Annotated in this window: 17 protein-coding genes and 1 riboswitch; of the genes, 7 read left to right on the top strand and 10 right to left on the bottom strand. The window is 37.0% G+C overall.

From position 1 onward, the window contains the following. The first annotated feature begins 294 nt into the window (after positions 1-294). On the top strand, positions 295-906 hold the full coding sequence (locus tag ACOZBY_RS10440) for a hypothetical protein (protein WP_422762240.1): 612 nt from the start codon (positions 295-297) through the stop codon (positions 904-906). Positions 907-1,211: 305 nt separating this feature from the next. On the opposite strand, the gene ACOZBY_RS10435 is transcribed toward ACOZBY_RS10440, so the two are convergent. Beyond that, positions 1,212-2,567, bottom strand: coding sequence for an FAD-binding oxidoreductase (locus ACOZBY_RS10435; RefSeq protein ID WP_422762238.1), 1,356 nt, complete (start codon positions 2,565-2,567; stop codon positions 1,212-1,214). A 365-nt stretch (positions 2,568-2,932) separates the two neighbouring features. On the opposite strand from ACOZBY_RS10435, the gene ACOZBY_RS10430 reads away from it, so the two are divergent. Continuing rightward, positions 2,933-3,208 (top strand): YqhV family protein, encoded by a 276-nt coding sequence (locus ACOZBY_RS10430; protein WP_012294608.1) that lies wholly within the window; start codon positions 2,933-2,935, stop codon positions 3,206-3,208. A 322-nt stretch (positions 3,209-3,530) separates the two neighbouring features. Here the strand turns inward: ACOZBY_RS10430 and ACOZBY_RS10425 are convergent, their stop codons facing one another. The 4 genes from ACOZBY_RS10425 to ACOZBY_RS10410 all read right to left on the bottom strand — a co-directional run bounded on the left by ACOZBY_RS10425 (position 3,531) and on the right by ACOZBY_RS10410 (position 6,521). Continuing rightward, the gene (locus ACOZBY_RS10425; protein WP_099805883.1) at positions 3,531-3,956 is read right to left on the bottom strand and encodes a YfmQ family protein; all 426 of its coding nucleotides are present in this window, start codon (positions 3,954-3,956) and stop codon (positions 3,531-3,533) included. Positions 3,957-4,306: 350 nt separating this feature from the next. Further along, on the bottom strand, positions 4,307-4,804 hold the full coding sequence (locus tag ACOZBY_RS10420; protein ID WP_289448960.1) for a DinB family protein: 498 nt from the start codon (positions 4,802-4,804) through the stop codon (positions 4,307-4,309). Positions 4,805-4,931: 127 nt separating this feature from the next. Further along, the gene (gene catA / locus ACOZBY_RS10415; protein ID WP_012294612.1) at positions 4,932-5,579 is read right to left on the bottom strand and encodes a type A chloramphenicol O-acetyltransferase; all 648 of its coding nucleotides are present in this window, start codon (positions 5,577-5,579) and stop codon (positions 4,932-4,934) included. Between the two features lie 345 nt (positions 5,580-5,924). Then, positions 5,925-6,521: an SCO family protein gene (locus ACOZBY_RS10410; protein WP_012294613.1), complete on the bottom strand. Its 597-nt coding sequence runs from the start codon at positions 6,519-6,521 to the stop codon at positions 5,925-5,927. Positions 6,522-7,108: 587 nt separating this feature from the next. Here ACOZBY_RS10410 and ACOZBY_RS10405 point away from each other — a divergent pair. The 5 genes from ACOZBY_RS10405 to ACOZBY_RS10385 all read left to right on the top strand — a co-directional run bounded on the left by ACOZBY_RS10405 (position 7,109) and on the right by ACOZBY_RS10385 (position 11,640). Continuing rightward, a complete protein-coding gene (locus ACOZBY_RS10405) occupies positions 7,109-7,444 on the top strand; it encodes a DUF485 domain-containing protein (RefSeq protein ID WP_012294615.1) in 336 nt (111 codons plus the stop codon). Beyond that, a complete protein-coding gene (locus ACOZBY_RS10400) occupies positions 7,445-8,998 on the top strand; it encodes a solute symporter family protein (protein ID WP_031416021.1) in 1,554 nt (517 codons plus the stop codon). Positions 8,999-9,479: 481 nt separating this feature from the next. Continuing rightward, the gene (locus tag ACOZBY_RS10395) at positions 9,480-9,818 is read left to right on the top strand and encodes a DUF485 domain-containing protein (RefSeq protein WP_031416022.1); all 339 of its coding nucleotides are present in this window, start codon (positions 9,480-9,482) and stop codon (positions 9,816-9,818) included. 8 nt (positions 9,819-9,826) lie between these two features. Further along, on the top strand, positions 9,827-11,371 hold the full coding sequence (locus ACOZBY_RS10390) for a solute symporter family protein (RefSeq protein WP_036163773.1): 1,545 nt from the start codon (positions 9,827-9,829) through the stop codon (positions 11,369-11,371). A gap of 92 nt (positions 11,372-11,463) precedes the next feature. Then, positions 11,464-11,640, top strand: a complete 177-nt coding sequence (locus tag ACOZBY_RS10385) for a hypothetical protein (RefSeq protein ID WP_227256847.1) — start codon at positions 11,464-11,466, stop codon at positions 11,638-11,640. A 60-nt stretch (positions 11,641-11,700) separates the two neighbouring features. Here ACOZBY_RS10385 and ACOZBY_RS10380 read toward each other — a convergent pair whose 3' ends face one another. From ACOZBY_RS10380 to ACOZBY_RS10360, 5 genes are read right to left on the bottom strand one after another with little or no spacing between them, the layout of a single operon-like run. Next, positions 11,701-12,450, bottom strand: coding sequence for a TatD family hydrolase (locus ACOZBY_RS10380; RefSeq protein ID WP_422762236.1), 750 nt, complete (start codon positions 12,448-12,450; stop codon positions 11,701-11,703). Next, the gene (locus ACOZBY_RS10375) at positions 12,440-13,189 is read right to left on the bottom strand and encodes an ABC transporter ATP-binding protein (RefSeq protein WP_012294620.1); all 750 of its coding nucleotides are present in this window, start codon (positions 13,187-13,189) and stop codon (positions 12,440-12,442) included. The genes ACOZBY_RS10380 and ACOZBY_RS10375 overlap by 11 nt, the downstream gene beginning before the upstream one ends. Further along, positions 13,164-13,937 (bottom strand): ABC transporter permease, encoded by a 774-nt coding sequence (locus ACOZBY_RS10370; RefSeq protein WP_422762234.1) that lies wholly within the window; start codon positions 13,935-13,937, stop codon positions 13,164-13,166. Before ACOZBY_RS10370 ends, ACOZBY_RS10375 begins: the two co-directional genes overlap by 26 nt. Continuing rightward, a complete protein-coding gene (locus tag ACOZBY_RS10365) occupies positions 13,934-14,227 on the bottom strand; it encodes a thiamine-binding protein (RefSeq protein ID WP_422762232.1) in 294 nt (97 codons plus the stop codon). The genes ACOZBY_RS10370 and ACOZBY_RS10365 overlap by 4 nt, the downstream gene beginning before the upstream one ends. A 1-nt stretch (position 14,228) precedes the next feature. Then, the gene (locus tag ACOZBY_RS10360) at positions 14,229-15,224 is read right to left on the bottom strand and encodes an ABC transporter substrate-binding protein (protein WP_012294623.1); all 996 of its coding nucleotides are present in this window, start codon (positions 15,222-15,224) and stop codon (positions 14,229-14,231) included. A gap of 155 nt (positions 15,225-15,379) precedes the next feature. Further along, positions 15,380-15,490, bottom strand: a riboswitch (TPP riboswitch). Positions 15,491-15,511 lie beyond the last annotated feature (21 nt).

The raw sequence follows: 15,511 nt of genomic DNA, 5'->3' as shown, positions 1-15,511 counted from the left end.
TGAAACGAAACCTATAGATACCTGTTTTTTTGGTGCGAATACACAAGGCTATTCCATTTTTTCGGAGTTATTTCTAATGGAAAATCTTCTATAAGTAAGAAGGTTAAGCATCCACCGTCAGAACTCTTTTATTAAAATATGAACTAAGTAAATATTAATATTCGAATTTTAGTTAATAATTTTCTTTTTCCTAACCGTTTTTTCAAACCATCCAAATGCAACTTCTGCAAGGTTTTTGTTCATGTCTAATACTCTTTACTACATATTATAAATAGAAAGGGGATAAGTTCTTGTATGGATAATTGTCGGTATAATAGTAGATTGTCAACATTTAGAGCATGCGATAAATCCGGACCATTTATGGCTACAGAAACCAACTGTATAAACCCTTCTTCTCCTACTGATAACACTATAATTGCATTCTCAACTGGAAATTCAACATCACATATTCAAGCTCTAGTTGGACTTGCAAGTAGTATAGGGTTCGGTACTGCAAATACCGTTTCGATTATAAATAATGTCATTAACTTAAATGGAAACACGAGTGAAGCCTTCACAGTTCCTAGTGATGGTAACATTACAGCTATCTCAGCGTCATTTTCTCCATTAGGATCATTACCTTTAGTAGAAGGATCTGTTACAATCCGAGCTCAAATTTTTCATGCACCCGTTGGAAGTAATATGTTCATTGGTACAAGTGCCTTTGTTGATTTAACTCCCCCTATAACATTACCAGTAGTAACCTTCGGACAAATTGCTTTCGCATCAGGTAATATTTCACCCTTATCTATATCAGTTGGAGATTGTTTATTAATGGTATTTTATATCTCATCAATAATGGTAAACTTCCCAGTTAATTTAATTGGTACTGCAAGTGCAGGTATTCATATAGTAACTAAAAAATAATTCAACTTCACCTACTGTTATTTAGGATAAATGAAGGTGATTGAGTTCTATTTATTCCTTCAATCATTGTATGTATAAAATATTTATGATCCATAATGAACCACTCAGGAGATTGCAAAGAAATACGGGGTTTCACATCGAACCATTATTCGCTATTGAATGGAACTGAGTGAGAGCTGAGGGATGGCTAAACTGGCCCCAGCAAAACTACACCACAGTTAGTAGTAACTACTAAACTGTGGTGTAGTGTTAATTTGGTGTTCACTTTACTTTTATCATTTTAAAATCTATCCTAATTTTCTATTTCACTTTAACCCCTGTGGAAACCTAAATACATTCAAGGGATCATACTTACTTTTTACTCGATTCAACCTCTGTGCATTGCCTCCGAAATACTCTTTCTCAAAATTTTTAAGATGACTAATGGGAAAGTTCACATAGGAACCTTTTGTCATCTTTTTAATAATGTCAAAGCGTTCACGAACCCATTCCTGATTTCCTTTAGCATACCTATCGTCTATCCATACAGACTGAATGCCCATGATATATTTAGCATCTCTATAGTAAAAGGCCGTTTCATTTTTATCTATGTTATTGATTGCTCCCCCTAGTGCATAAAAGGATATAGCTGCATAAACTGAACCATTGGGAGGGCTTTCGACAAGTCTTCCAATATTTTCGAGCTCATCGGATGTATAGCTCCTTTGAACAAACCTACCCGTTGATTTAAATTTTTCAAACGGTGGATAAGTTGCCTCTACCCTTTTCACTGCTTCTAGAAAGGATAATTCTTCTAAGTTCATTCGAAAACCCTCTATTTTTGCAAAAGGTTGTAAAATTTTCTTTGCCAATCTTGAAGAACCGTAAAAAAATCCTGTTGCAAAAATACCTAACCCTTCTTCCTCCGTGTTATAAAAGCTTGCAACCAAAGTCATTCGTTTATCCAGTTCAGGTAACCAGTTTTGCCAAATATCCATAACTTCTAGTTGCTTAGCCTTTGTAGTATTTACATAAAAGAATCTAATTAATGTGACAGGGCCTTTTATTGGTTTTGGTAACTGAAAAGTCATGCTTACAACCACCCCAAAATTACCTCCACCAGCACCACGACAAGCCCAGAAAAGATCCGGGTTCGAATTTTTATTTGCCTTTATGATTCTTCCCTCAAAATCTACCAATTCAAGTTCAATCAAACTGTCACACCCTAGCCCATAAAGTCGACTGGAGAATCCCCAACCTCCACCCAGTGTAAAGCCAGAAACTCCAACGGTCGGGCAAGTTCCCCCTGGAAAAACATATCCATTTGAACCTATAAAATCATATACGTCTGAATTTTTTGCTCCTGCTTCGATTGTTAATACATCTTCCTTCTTCTCCAAACTCATTGCATTTAAGCGACTTATATCAATTACCAATACAAAATCACCAGAGGAATATCCCTCATAATGATGTCCACCCGACCTAATGCGAATTCCGATGCAATGTCTACGTGCCCAAAGAACGGCGTTAACAACATCCTGCTTTATTTCACAATATACAATTACCAGCGGGAATTTCTGATTAGCTCGATTCCATTCTTGTCGTGCTTCATCATAATTAGGATTTTTTATCGTTATCACTTCACCTGTTAATCCTTTTAAAAGCTTAAAATCTTGTTCCATTTCAGTCACCTCTACTAATACAATAATAGTTTTTTATTATCGTATTCTTTGGCTTCAAAAGGGTGTAGGTATTAGGGACGTATGATTGAAGTTCTCAGGGGTATCAATCACTTCAAAAGTTGTGCTCGAAAACAAGTAGATTTTTATACTATTAATAATTTGTTTGTAATTAGGATAAATTCTAACCTTACCTACAATAAAACTAGAAATTTACCTATTAACTTAATAACTTTAAAGTATCAGATAAAAAGAATATTTAATATGAATCCTACATATATTGATTTTAATATTGCTTGAAAACAGGAGTCTATGATTAGCCTAATCATGAAATTATAAAATAAGCGAAAATTATCTATAAAGATAGGATGATGACAATAATTGATAAATCGCTTCTTGCTATGGTTATTTTACGTGTATTATCTGGAAGTATTGAAGTTAGTGCTGGATTGTTAATGCTGAAGCTTAATAACTTGGAAAAAGCATTCTATATTAATACAATGCTTGCTTTGTTTGGCCCAACCGTTTTAATTGTCACTACTGCAATTGCATTATTTGGATTAGCTGATAAAATTCCTGTGACGAGAATCATTTGCCTATTTACGGGAATTACCCTTATTATAATAAGCTCACATATTAAGTAATAATAAATGAATCTAAAAAAGCACTTTCCAGGAAAGCGCCCTCATATATTAAAACTAACTCTTCTCTTTAAAAAGTCATAACATCTACCTCAAACCGTCCCATCATTTTCTAACTTTATATGAATCACTTCTTGTAGAAGCCTTTGGAGGATAGAAGCAAAATTGAACGCATCATCCAGAATACCCATTAAGATACCAAGTACATTCACTACAAAACTATGTCCTATTCTATCCCTCTATAATTTCGTATAAAAAAAGGGATTTCGCACCGATAACCGAAGTACGACCAAATCCCTATTTTTTCGAAAATCGCATTAGAAGTTTAAATAGTGAAGTTTTGTAGACTTTCTGAACTTAGACTATATGAAATCACTTTCTCCTTACACTTCCTGACTACATCCACATGATTGTCGTAGGGAAAAATTAAGAAATTCACATCTTTTTTACCACTTTTTAAGTTGATGATAAAAGGTGTAACATTCGTCTCAGGCTGTAAAAATAATTTTTCATTGCCCGGAAATATATAATATTTTTTCAAAAAGATAGCTTTGTTAAAAAAGTCTATAAATCTTATTTTTTCTCTCTCTTCTAAATTCTTTCCCTTAAATGAGATCGTAACCTCTTTTGAGTCCAGTTCTTTATGAAGCTCAAATTTATTTACTAGCCACGCCACAGCTATACTTGGTGGGCTCATTAACAATTTAATAATAGATCCAATCACTATTGTAATTATCAATCCCGTTGTCATATCCTATCAACTCTTTCAGCTATTTTTTCTTAATAGCTACTACTATATTAATAATTTCATTTCTCATTAATCAGTAATTACGCTATATTGATGTTTATCATCCACCTTTCAATGATAAGGGATTTATATTATTTATCACCCTCCAATTTTAAATTTTTTTGCCCATCCACTTATGTACTAATAACATCTCTGGTATGTCATGTATCGAAGTAAATCTAATACTTCTAATACCCTATTAATCCAGCAAAATATAAAAAGCCCAAAACTTTTTGTCCTTTTTAAGACAATTCGTTTTGGACATTCCTTTTTATCATTGGTAGATTAAGATTCTGCTCTTATCGAATTAAAATTCATGGTGCTTCTTCATCAGCCGAGGGACCGTAGCTGCCGGGCACCGGAATATTGAGAAGGCGTAAATATACTCCGAGTTGCGCTCTATGGTGAATCATATGGCTTAATCCAAAGGTACGGAACGCCATGGCTCGTGGCTGACTGCGGATGATATGTTCACCTTGACGTAATGTCCATTCTTCAGCAAGCAGCTTCTCGTTACATTCAGCTAGCAACTTTTCAAGCTTGTCTACGTTTTCATCAAATTCATTCAGAATGGAAGCTTGCTTATTTATTGGCTCCCTTCGCAGCGGTACTGTCAAAAGATCAAACTCTGAGTGCTGAAGTATTGCGATTTGCCAGTTCAGTAAGTTGATTAAATGTGTGGCTAACCCACCAAGTGTCATCGATTTCTCGTGCGGCTTCCACGACAGGTGCTCCTCAGGCAAACGTTCCAAAATGCGGCGTGTAGCGGCTAATTCATGCAATGTGTCGCCGATAATCAGTTGTTTAATCATAGATTCCTCTCCTCCCTTTTGGTTAGCATACTATAAATTCCATTCAAATAGAAAGCTCTCACTAGACTTGGCTTTATGCTTACGGCAATAAAAAGAAGCTGTAATCACAGCTTCTTTCATAAAAAAACTATAGCCACTCCGCACTATTATCAGCAAGTCCTTGCAGCTCATTCATAAAGATACCTGCATGATAACCATCACAAACTGCATGATGAAATTGGAGGGAGATTGGTAGGTGGTACTCCCCATTTATACGCGTATACTGAGCGCCGGTTATAATTGGTAGTAGGTAATCTCCACCATTATGAATGTTCAAATTAAATCCAGTAAAGGAACACCAAGGAATCATAGAGATTGGGATATTGTTTTCTGGCACAGGCATTTTTGGAAACATTCGACCTGTACCTTTATACATATCTACATCTTGCTCGTATTGTTTGTGAAATTCAGAAAATGTAGTTAAATTGGATGTCCAAACGCAAGAAAATGTGCACGACTGTTTTTCAAAAATTGTGTAAGATGGTAACATTTCCGTCCAATAACCTAATTGCCCTTCTTCGTTAAAGTTAGTTCTGAATTCTTGATGAGCATTGACTATTTTAGTCATCATAAAAATAAACGCGGGATATAGCTTAAAATTCTTTTTCTTTAAATTCTCCATCAAAACAGTAATATTAATTTCATTCGTTATACTAAAGGTTGTTTGTTGTTGTAAATAGTGTTCAAAATACTCTTTGCGGTGCCAATTCTCACGGTCAATCAAATTAAATTCCATTTTTTACGCCTCCTAAAATGTTTTATTGGATTTAGGAGGCAATTTTCACTGCTTTTTTCATTTAAATCATCCTTTTTTCTAAATGAAATATGAGAATAGTATAAGGATATGTGATACGGTAGTCAATCATCATCATCTTCATAATAATAGAGCTTCTTAATAGCAAAATTTGTCGTAAAAAACCGAATTTCGAGAGGGGCTTTTACTTGCGTATATACATAACATTTAATATAAAATTTTATGGACTAATCTGTGCAATATCGAGAAAGTAAATGGAGACGAATCCATTTTTGAAGGAGACTCCCTAGACCACAAAAAAACACAGAAGTCCCATGGACCTCTGCGTTACTTGCTCTCCTTAATAAGTGCCTTCATATCTCCAACGATTGTTTCAACTGGTACGTTCGTCGCGCCATCATAGTCTTTTACAACTGTGCCGTCTGCATTCACTAAATAATAGCTCGACATATGTATGACTTGGTCTGAGTTAGGATCATTTTTGACTAAAGAATTGAATGATTTACGTGCAAATTGCTCGATAAATTTTTGCTGATAACCTGTTAGTAGCTGCCACTTGCTTTCATCTGCAACGTTATACGTATTTAGGTAGTTTGTTAATACATCTGGCTTATCCACTTCTGGATCTACACTAAATGCAACAATTTGATAATCTTCAAGGCCTTCATCCTGCAGTGCCTGCTGTACCTCTGTCATATTAAATGTCATGGGCGGACAGATTGTTGTACAGTTTGTAAAAATAAACATAGCCAGCCACGGCTTGCCCTTTAAATCATCCAGGCTTACCTGTTCATTTTTTTGATTGGTTACATTAAAATCTTGAACCTCAATGTTTAAAGATGGCTCAAATTTGTAACTTCCGCAAGCAGCTAAAATGCTACTGATTGCTAGTACTAAAACTAGCAGTATGCTTTTCTTTTTCATTTGTATTGCACACATCCCTTCATTTCTTCACCTTATTTTATGCATTCTAGATACCAAATACAAGATAATGAACTTCCGCAAGCAATGCATTTTGTGTAAGTTGTGAACATTAACTAATTTTGGAACTCCATCACACTTATTCTTCCGAATGGCTCTCCTTTTTCAGAAATTTTTTCATAGCTTTTTTTTATTATTTTCGTTATTTCCCAAAGAAAATAACGATTGTTATATAACAAACGATTCTTCACCTTATTATGAATCTGGAATTTTAATAGCAGAATAATAAAATACAGAAAATTCTCTTTTAAGTGCAAATTTTCTCCCGCAATCATTTTTATTAGCAGCAAGCTATTTTAAGAATATTATATCAATAAAAATAATCACTCTCTTTCAAACAATATTTCTCTATTAAATCCTTAATATTTCTATGTTATTACCATAAAAATGAAATGACTAAAAATTATAAAAACTCAAAATTTAGTATTGCATTATAAGAATATCCCCCATAAAATAAGTGAATATAACGACGAACGAAAAAGAAATATGTCGTTTAAAACAGAAATATATAACTTTAGGGGGGAATAATAATGGCGAATGTTTCTAGTAAAAAACAAGCACAACCTATTGATTATCATGCAATCGAGGCAATGGAATCGTTCAATAGTTTTGTGAAAAAGAAAAACACCTTTCTTTTTTCGATTACAGCACTGTTTCTTATTCTTTATATCCTACTTCCAATCCTCGCATTCCAGCCTGTACTACAACAAAAATTCTTCGGAAATATTACAGGGGTATGGGTGTACTCAGCTGGATTATTTGTGATGACTATCGTGCTCTGTACAGTATATGTAAAAAAAGCTGCTTCATTCGATAAAGCTGCAGCTGCTGTGTTAGCCGAGTATCAAACGAAAGGTGGTAACTAAATGAATATTGTATCCGTTGGTTTCTTTTTAGCTATTGTTGGTTTAACACTCGTTGTTACCTATATTGCAGCAAAGCGCACTTCCTCAGCAGCTGATTTTTACACAGCTGGCGGCGGATTAAAGGGATGGCAAAACGGCTTTGCCATTGCTGGTGATTATTTATCCGCAGCGGCATTTCTTGGGGTGTCGGGTGCGATTGCTTTAACTGGCTTTGACGGTTTCTTCTTCTCAGTGGGCTATGTTGTAGCCAATTTAGTGCTTCTATACGTTATTGCTGAGCCTATGCGCAATTTAGGCCGCTATACACTAGCTGACATGTTAACGGCTCGTTTTAATGAAAAGCGAATTCGTGGCGTAGCTGCATCAGGTACGATTATTATTGTGATTCTTTATATGATTGCACAGCTTGTAGGTGCAGGCGCATTGATTAAACTACTGTTCGGCATTGAATATTGGGTTGCTGTGTTAATTGTCGGTGTAATGATGACTACTTATGTTTTATTCGGTGGCATGACAGCCACGTCTTGGGTGCAAATTATTAAAGCTAGTCTACTATTATTCGGGACAGGCTTATTAGCAACATTAGTATTAGTGAAGTTTGATTTCTCTCTAATGAAAATGTTTGACACAATTGCAGTCGATCATGGGGAGGAATTCCTTGTACCAGGAATTAAATACACAAGCACGATTGATTCTGTCTCTATGATGATGGCCCTAGTTTTAGGAACATCCGGTTTACCACATATATTAATGCGCTTCTTTACTGTAAAAGATGCTAAAACAGCTCGTTCTTCTATTTCATGGACAACTTGGATTACAGCTATCTTCTTCTCGTTAACTATATTTTTAGGATTCGGCGCGTTAAACTTTGTCGGTCTCGATCAAATTTTAGCTGAAAGTAAGGCTGGTAACACAGCTGCTCCACTACTCGCACATTATTTAGGCGGTGATGTGTTAATGGCATTTATCGGGGCTGTAGCCTTTGCAACAATTTTAGCCGTCGTTTCTGGCTTAGTATTAACAGGAGCATCCGCGATTTCACATGATATATATGGAGAAATTATGAAAGGTGGAAAATTAACAGAAAAGCAACAGGTAGTTGCAGCACGTACAGGCTCTATTTCCATTGCAATTGTCTCTATTGTTTTGGCGCTGTTTGCACAAAGCTTAAACGTTTCGTTTCTAGTGTCATTTGCGTTTTGTATTGGTGCTTCCGCAAATTTACCTGTCATTCTTTATACTATCTATTGGAAGAAATTCAATTCTACTGGTGCTGTAGCAGCCATGCTAACAGGGTTAATTTCTTGTTTAATCTTAGGAGCGATGGGACCAAATGTATGGAGTCCTGTTGAAGGTGCAGCTATTTTTGTTGGTAAGCCACTTGTACCACTAGCTGTTCCGGCCATTATTACCATTCCATTAGGCTTTATTGCAGGTTATTTGGGATCAGTCCTTTCATCTAGTAAAGTACCGACTGAAGAGGCCGAGCGTATTTATAAAGAAATTCGTGTAAAAGCGAATACTGGCGTTTCTGTATCTGATATTTCACATTAATTTTTATGCACCTTATGCATAATGAACCGAAATTCAAAATATACAAAAAAATAGGCAAAAAATTCGATTTTTGGTCGAGTTTTTCGCCTTTTTTGTTATTCCACAACTAGCAATTTACTTATCGAACAATATTATTTGACTTCCAAAATACAGAAAAAAACCAATTTTCACTAAGGCAATAGTATTTAAATATGGATAAAAAATCTAGGCATTTTTATAAATTTATCGTTCTTTTTTTGTTAAGAATCTAGATTTCTCTTTGCTTCATTTATTTGTCTGAATATTCTAAAACCCTATATATTCTTGATTTAGGAGGTTATTTTCTCTTTCAGGACTATTTTCAGAAAAATTTTTTTTACATAATTTTTCTGAAATGTATTGCAATTTTGTGAACTCTTTCATAAAATGAGAATGTGAATTCACTAAACTAGCAAAATCAAGTCTTAAGGCAGAAAAAATATACACAAAATGGGGAATGTTAATGGCGAACAATCAAGCAAAAAAAGGTGTCGTGATTGACTATGATGCAATTGCAAACCAAGAATCGTTTAAGTCTCTTGTACGTAGAAAGAACTCTTTTCTTTGGTCTATGACTGCCATATTTTTATTGGCCTACATGTTGTTACCAATTCTGACATCGTACACAACAATTCTACACCAAAAGGCATTTGGGGAAATTACTTGGGTGTGGATTTATTCCGCAGGGCTATTCATTATGACATGGGGGTTATGTCATTTATATGTAGCTAAAGCAAATAGCTTTGACAGAGAAGCTAAAGCAATTATCGCAGAATACGAGAACGGAGGTGGCCACCGATGAATAACGGAATGAGCTTTACAGCCATATTCTTCTTTGTAGCCATTGTTGGTTTAACATTAGTTATCACATGGTGGGCATCTAAACGAACTTCTTCTGCAAGTGACTTCTATACAGCTGGTGGGGGCTTAACAGGCTGGCAAAATGGACTAGCTATCGCAGGTGACTATTTATCGGCAGCCTCTTTCTTAGGGATTGCAGGTGCAGTAGCACTATTTGGATTTGACGGATTCTTCTTCTCTATTGGTTATTTAGTCGCTTACTTAGTGGTATTATACATCGTTGCTGAGCCATTACGTAACCTTGGAAAGTTCACTTTAGCTGACATGATTACAGCGCGTTTCAATAATGCGAAAGTACGTGGAACAGCTGCTTTAAGCACTATTACCATTGTTTTATTCTACATGATTGCACAACTAGTTGGTGCAGGAGCACTTATTCAATTACTTTTAGGTATCGACTACTGGGTAGCTGTATTGATCGTAGGTTTCATGATGACAACTTACGTATTATTCGGTGGTATGACAGCGACTTCATGGGTTCAGATTATTAAAGCTTGTCTTTTAATGCTAGGTACAGTGATTATCTCATTCTTAGTATTAAAAGAGTTTGGCTTCAGTATTGCAACAATGTTCAAAGAAATGTCTACAGTGACTGATAATGGTGCTGCTTATTTAAATCCTGGTCTAAAATATACAGAGGGACTTGACACAATTTCAATGTTAATTGCATTAGTATTAGGTACTGCGGGTCTTCCACATATCTTAATGCGTTTCTTTACAGTAAAAGATGCAAAAACGGCTCGTTCATCTGTTATTTGGGCAACTTGGATTGTAGGTATATTCTACGTTTTAACCATTTTCTTAGGTTTCGGTGCAGCAGCATTCGTTGGAAAAGAAGATATTATTGCGGCTAACGCTGCAGGTAATATGGCAGCCCCTCTTCTTGCAGAAGCACTAGGAGGCGACATTCTATTCTCATTCGTTTGTGCGGTAGCATTCGCAACAATTTTAGCGGTAGTAGCAGGCCTTGTACTTTCAGGTGCCTCTGCCCTATCACATGATATTTATGGTCAAATCATTAAAAAGGGTAAAGTTACTGAAAAAGAGCAAGTTCTTGCAGCTCGTATTGGCTCGATTACAATCGCTGTAATATCTATTCTATTAGCTCTTGGTGCACAAACATTAAACGTTGCATTCTTAGTATCTTTAGCATTCTGTATTGCAGGTTCCGCTAACCTTCCAGTTATTATTTACACAATTTATTGGAAACGCTTTAATACAGCTGGTGCTGTTACAGCGATGTTAACAGGCTTAATCTCTGCATTAGTATTAGTAGCTATGTCACCAAACGTATGGAATCCAGTTGAAGGCAAGGCGATTTTTGTTGGTGATCCGTTAATTATGTTAACGAACCCTGCCCTAATCTCTGTACCGCTTGGTTTCCTTGGTGGTTTCATCGGCACATTACTTTCTAAAGAAACTGATGATGCAAAATATCGTGAAGTTGACGTTAAAGCAAACACAGGTATTTCTGTACAGGACGTATCTCACTAAATCGATTTCATAAACCTCGTAAGTTCTTGCTTACGAGGTTTTACTTTTTCATTCATTTTCGTTACTATAATTGTTAAAAGGAGGGAATGAAAATGGCTCAATCTAGGGCGAAAAAGAAGCGGATGCATATAAAAAGAACTGCTGGCAAGGATGTAGAGAAAAATCGCCAATCCAATTCCTTCAGCACACATGAACGCACCACCAAAACAAAAACAGAGAAATTGATGCATGATTTTACTAAACATAAAAAGCAGTATACGGATAACTAATTGATATCCTATACTGCTTTTATTATTGTAGAAAACATAAGTGGCAATTGCCACGTTACCTTAAAGTCGATAAAAGTTTTTTGTATTCTGAGTGATAATTTTAGCCGCTTGCTGAATAGACAATCCCTTGATGGCTGCAATCACCTCAATCGTCGAATGCATCATCCACGGAGACGTTGGTTTATTTGTAAAAGGTCCCTCAAACGACCATGGGCCATCTGTTTCTACCATCATTAAGTCAATCGGGTAGATTTGAATTAGCTGTTGAATTTCCTCTTCATACAAGGCATCAGGCGTAATAGAGATAAAATAACCTCGCCGAATCATGCGTTTCATGACTGCCTCGTCCCCTTTAAACCAATGGAAATGAGCCTGACAAAGCTGATGCTTTTCTAGCAAATCGCACACGATGCTAGCATCCTCATATACAGCATGCAACACAATCGGTTTGCCCAATTCCTTAGCCAATACGATAAATCGTTCCAATAAAGCTTCATATGGACGAACATCCAAGGCTTGTTCTTGCCTTAAATAATAGGGTAAACCGACCTCACCAACCGCTACCATGTTATCACGATGCGCGCGAATCCAATCAAATAAAGCCTTCTCTTCTATTTCATCCAGTAAAGGCTGTTCAGGATGAAACCCAAAAGCCGCCTTCACCTTGGGATAGACCTTCGCTAAATGCAACGTCTTTTGACAGGAGGACAACTGCATACTTACCGCAATTAATGCCTCTACTTCTGCCAATAATGAAGGTATTTCCACGTCCTTATATTGATCTAAATGAATATGGGCATCAATCAACATTCAAATCCCCCTTTTCTTCCTGTAAATACGTGAATAACTGTTGCTTCAAGGCTGTGAATGTGGCAGAATGACGAATTTCTTCTTTGCGGGGGCGCTCAAATGGCACAATCATTTCTTTTTTCACTGTTGCAGGCCGTTTCGATAAAACAATTATACGATCGGCTAAAAAGAGGGCCTCTTCAATACTATGTGTGACGAATAAGATAGATTTTTTATGCTCTTCCCAAATGGACAGGAGCCATGCCTGCATTTCCAGTCTTGTAAATTCATCAAGCGCAGAAAATGGTTCATCTAGACATAAAATAGGTTTATCACTGACAATGGCACGGATAAAAGACACACGTTGTTGCATCCCTCCCGAGAGCTCGTATGGGTAAGCTTGACTAAAGGAAGCAAGCCCCACCTTTTCAAGCCAACCTTTTGCACGTTCAACATTTGGATTTTGCTGTAATTCCTCGACAATTGTTACATTCTCTAAAATAGTACGCCAAGGAAGTAAACAAGGCTGCTGTGGCATATAGCCAATTGCTCCTCTTTTTTGCTGAATCTCCTCTCCATTTAATAAAATCGTCCCTTGATCAACCAAAGAGACCCCACCAATTAATTGAAAAAGGGTACTCTTACCACTGCCAGATGGTCCTACTATGGCCACAAACTCACCATCCTTGACATCAAAGGAAACATGGTCAAGTACATGTAGACTGTCAAAGGATTTAGCGATGTTTTGAATGCTGAGCATGATAACCTCTCCCCTTTACCATTAATTTTTCAAGCAAGCGGATACTACTAAACAACAATAAGCTTAGCAAGACAATCGCAAAAATGGCGACAAACACTCGATCTGTACGGAAGGAAGATTGTGCTAAGGTCATGTATACACCTATTCCCTTTTTTGCACCAAGCCATTCCGCAATAACTGCTCCCATTACACTATAGGTAGCAGCAATTTTTACGCCCGAGAAAATTGCCGGATAGGCATGTGGCCATTCTAATTTCCAAAACGTTTGGGCCTTCGTTGCTCCAATCATTTCGAAGTAATGCTTTAACTCGGGTGCTGTTTGACGAAAACCGTCCATTGCCGCAATGACAATAGGGAAAAAGCATACTAGACAAATAATGATGAGCTTTGGTAATAAGCCAAAGCCAAACCAAATAATAAGTAACGGCGCCAATACAAGAATGGGTATATTTTGCGACATAATGAGAATCGGATAAAATAACGACCGAATGAAAGTAAAACGATGCAAAACAATCGCCACGGTTAGACCACAGCCAACCCCAATAGCAAGTCCAAGTAAAGCTAATTCCACGGTAGCCAGAGCATGTGGCAGAAACGTTTGATATGATTGAAAGCCTTCCTTTAAGATTATGCTTGGTGCTGGGAGGAGCCAGGGAGGAACATCAGCGATATGCACAACAAGCTCCCATATGAATAAGAGGAAGGCGATAAAAATTATCGTCCTTCCCTTTTGTAATGCCCGTTTCATGACTGATATTTCTCCGTTAATGTAGCCATGGTAATCCCATTTGGTTGATATAAAATTTTTACTTGTGTAATGACATTAATGGCTCCTAGCTCGACCATCTTAACATTCATTTTTTCAATGATTTGAAGAAGCGTTGTAAGCTCACCTTCCATTGTTGTTTCAAGGGCATGAACCTCATAGTTCACACCAGATGCATCAATAACCGCAATGGCCGCATCCACATAAGGAATGACATCCTCGTATTTCTCTGTCTTCGGAATGATTTGGACACTGATTAATGAATTTGCCATGTTAATTGGCCTCCTTTTTCGGTAGGAACTCATTCGTAAACGCCTGTTTAGCATCAAATTCGCCCTCTAACACTTTGTTACTCGACATCCATTTAGCATAGTTTTCCCATACAGAAAGCTTTTGCTCCCCCCATTGATTAGCGTCATCCTGATACTTATCAGCCAACCACTCTTGACTTTTATGCACTAACTCCTTATCTAAGTCTGGTGCCGCTTCTAGTAAAATATCAGCCGCTTCATTCGGATGCTCGATGGCATATTCATAGCCCTTCGATGCAGCCGCAACAAAAGCTTTGACGCTGTCTGGATTGTTTTGAATCATTTTTTCATTGGTTGCTAAAACAGGTGTATAGTAATCTAACTGATCACTGTAGTCCGTTAAATACAGCATATTAATTTTTTCCCCACGAAGCTCTGCCTCAATACCTGTCCATGCATAATAAATCCAAGCAAAGTCGATGTCCTTTTTCATCATCGTAAAGAAATCTAAATCTCCCGCATTGACAATGTCTAATTTATTAATATCAGCGTTTTCTTTTTGCATTAATGATTGTAATACCGCTTGTTCGAGAGGTGCTCCCCAGCCCCCATATGTTTTTCCTTCAAAGTCCTTTGGAGAGGTAATACCCTTTGACGCTACAGAAGCAAATCCAGATGTATTATGCTGGATGATGGCCGCTATCGAGACAAGTGGCACATCCTGAACACGAGCCTGTGTAATGCCCTCCTGATAACTCACGCCAAATTCTGCCTTACCAGAAGCTACGAGCTGATCGGCTCCTGCCTCTCCTGGCATTATAATATCAACATCTAAGCCTACTTCTTCAAAATAACCGAGCTTTTTCGCAACATACAATCCTGTATGATTCGTATTCGGTGTCCAATCGAGTACCACTGATACCTTTTTCTTTGTATCAGCAGACTGCTTGTCCTCCTTGTCGCTACAGCCTACTAACGTCAATAGAGTAGCTAATAGGATAAATAACCATTTTTTCATGCTAGGTCCTCCCAGTTTGTAATATGAAAGTGTTCATGAATGAATGTTGTCACCAGAAGAAAGCGTATTATACGGTTGGTAAGATATTGCTTAGAAAACAAAAAAACGCCTAGGATTCCTCCCAGACGTATTGCAATCAATCTCCAAAACATTTGCTTTTTTGAATAGATGTTCCCTACGCTGGTACGAGCCAAATCAGGTTCAAAGGGTCAGTGTCTATCGGACACAATCTCAGCTAGCCATAACTAGCCCCCCTACATTCTTTCGCTATGAACTTTTCGATGTTT

Source organism: Lysinibacillus sp. NPDC056220 (genome assembly GCF_049315265.1).
Classification (GTDB): domain Bacteria; phylum Bacillota; class Bacilli; order Bacillales_A; family Planococcaceae; genus Lysinibacillus; species Lysinibacillus pinottii.
Note: the sequence above shows the minus strand (reverse complement) of the source record. Positions and strands in the feature narration are given on the sequence as shown.

What these genes read in the sequence shown, in the direction of transcription:
- ACOZBY_RS10440 (WP_422762240.1), top strand. Translation starts at nt 295, where the DNA reads ATGGATAATTGTCGGTATAATAGTAGATTGTCAACATTTAGAGCATGC.
- ACOZBY_RS10435 (WP_422762238.1), bottom strand. Translation starts at nt 2,567, where the DNA reads ATGGAACAAGATTTTAAGCTTTTAAAAGGATTAACAGGTGAAGTGATA.
- ACOZBY_RS10430 (WP_012294608.1), top strand. Translation starts at nt 2,933, where the DNA reads ATGATGACAATAATTGATAAATCGCTTCTTGCTATGGTTATTTTACGT.
- ACOZBY_RS10425 (WP_099805883.1), bottom strand. Translation starts at nt 3,956, where the DNA reads ATGACAACGGGATTGATAATTACAATAGTGATTGGATCTATTATTAAA.
- ACOZBY_RS10420 (WP_289448960.1), bottom strand. Translation starts at nt 4,804, where the DNA reads ATGATTAAACAACTGATTATCGGCGACACATTGCATGAATTAGCCGCT.
- catA (WP_012294612.1), bottom strand. Translation starts at nt 5,579, where the DNA reads ATGGAATTTAATTTGATTGACCGTGAGAATTGGCACCGCAAAGAGTAT.
- ACOZBY_RS10410 (WP_012294613.1), bottom strand. Translation starts at nt 6,521, where the DNA reads ATGAAAAAGAAAAGCATACTGCTAGTTTTAGTACTAGCAATCAGTAGC.
- ACOZBY_RS10405 (WP_012294615.1), top strand. Translation starts at nt 7,109, where the DNA reads ATGGCGAATGTTTCTAGTAAAAAACAAGCACAACCTATTGATTATCAT.
- ACOZBY_RS10400 (WP_031416021.1), top strand. Translation starts at nt 7,445, where the DNA reads ATGAATATTGTATCCGTTGGTTTCTTTTTAGCTATTGTTGGTTTAACA.
- ACOZBY_RS10395 (WP_031416022.1), top strand. Translation starts at nt 9,480, where the DNA reads ATGGCGAACAATCAAGCAAAAAAAGGTGTCGTGATTGACTATGATGCA.
- ACOZBY_RS10390 (WP_036163773.1), top strand. Translation starts at nt 9,827, where the DNA reads ATGAGCTTTACAGCCATATTCTTCTTTGTAGCCATTGTTGGTTTAACA.
- ACOZBY_RS10385 (WP_227256847.1), top strand. Translation starts at nt 11,464, where the DNA reads ATGGCTCAATCTAGGGCGAAAAAGAAGCGGATGCATATAAAAAGAACT.
- ACOZBY_RS10380 (WP_422762236.1), bottom strand. Translation starts at nt 12,450, where the DNA reads ATGTTGATTGATGCCCATATTCATTTAGATCAATATAAGGACGTGGAA.
- ACOZBY_RS10375 (WP_012294620.1), bottom strand. Translation starts at nt 13,189, where the DNA reads ATGCTCAGCATTCAAAACATCGCTAAATCCTTTGACAGTCTACATGTA.
- ACOZBY_RS10370 (WP_422762234.1), bottom strand. Translation starts at nt 13,937, where the DNA reads ATGAAACGGGCATTACAAAAGGGAAGGACGATAATTTTTATCGCCTTC.
- ACOZBY_RS10365 (WP_422762232.1), bottom strand. Translation starts at nt 14,227, where the DNA reads ATGGCAAATTCATTAATCAGTGTCCAAATCATTCCGAAGACAGAGAAA.
- ACOZBY_RS10360 (WP_012294623.1), bottom strand. Translation starts at nt 15,224, where the DNA reads ATGAAAAAATGGTTATTTATCCTATTAGCTACTCTATTGACGTTAGTA.